The 918-nt window shown below is 69.0% G+C and carries 2 protein-coding genes; both read left to right on the forward strand.

What is annotated here, in order from left to right; translation table 11 throughout:
• The first annotated feature begins 53 nt into the window (after positions 1 to 53).
• Entirely contained in the window at positions 54 to 467 is a 414-nt protein-coding gene (locus ABD194_RS19690) for a (R)-mandelonitrile lyase (protein ID WP_343994661.1), read from the forward strand.
• A 139-nt stretch (positions 468 to 606) separates the two neighbouring features.
• The gene (locus tag ABD194_RS19695; RefSeq protein ID WP_343994663.1) at positions 607 to 909 is read left to right on the forward strand and encodes a hypothetical protein; all 303 of its coding nucleotides are present in this window, start codon (positions 607 to 609) and stop codon (positions 907 to 909) included.
• Positions 910 to 918 lie beyond the last annotated feature (9 nt).

Below are 918 nucleotides of genomic sequence, written 5' to 3' on the forward strand. Positions count from 1 at the left end.
CACCGACACGTCGCTTCCCAGCAGCTAGATCCTCAACAGCCAGAAGGAAATCCATGCAGATCACCCGCAGCTCCGTCCAGACCGTCTTTGGCCCGAGCGACTGGTTCACCGGCGACGTCTACATCGACGCGGTCGCCGCGGCACCGGCGCCGTCGCGCGTCAGCGCCAACCTCGTCCACTTCATGCCCGGCGCCCGCACCCACTGGCACCGCCACCCGCTCAGCCAGACCGTCTTCGTCACCGAGGGCGTCGGCCTCTGCCAGCGCCGCGGCGGCCCTGTCGAGGTCATCCGCCCAGGCGACCGCGTCCTCTTCGAGGCCGACGAGGAGCACTGGCACGGCGCCGCACCCGACCGGCTGATGGTGCACCTCGCGATCAACGAGGGCGACGCCGACCACGACGTCGTGCACTGGCTGACGCCCGTCACCGACGAGGAGTATGCCGCCTCACCCTCCGTGACCGACTGACCGAGCCTGCTCGACGCCGATCCAGGCGTTTGCCCATCGACCCCTCGCCCGCGCGCGTAGCGTCAACATAGCCCCGGCGAGACCTTCTCGGGTCGCCCCTCCAGAGCCGGGGCTTGATCGCGAAGGGATGTGCAACGGCATGAGCTACGGAGTCGTCCACCAGTTCAAGGGTGGCACCAAGGACCAGTACGAGGCTTCCATCGCGGCAGTCCACCCCTCCGACGGGAGCCTGCCCGCCGGGCAGCTCTTCCACGCGGCGGGGCCGTCGGCCGATGGCTGGACCATCATCGCGGTCCACGAGTCGAAGGAGAGCTGGGAGGCGTTCCGCGACGGGATCCTCATGCCCCGCATGCAGGAAGGTATCCCCGGCGGCTTCAGCGAACCGCCGGAGGAGACCGTCTTCGACGTGGTCAACGAGGTGAAGGTCCCGGCCTCTGCCTGAGCCTGGACC

The organism is Terrabacter terrae (genome assembly GCF_039529575.1).
Classification (GTDB): Bacteria; Actinomycetota; Actinomycetes; order Actinomycetales; family Dermatophilaceae; genus Terrabacter; species Terrabacter terrae.

Excerpts from the sequence above, each read along its gene's own strand:
- ABD194_RS19690 (WP_343994661.1), top strand. The coding sequence starts at position 54 with ATGCAGATCACCCGCAGCTCCGTCCAGACCGTCTTTGGCCCGAGCGAC.
- ABD194_RS19695 (WP_343994663.1), top strand. The coding sequence starts at position 607 with ATGAGCTACGGAGTCGTCCACCAGTTCAAGGGTGGCACCAAGGACCAG.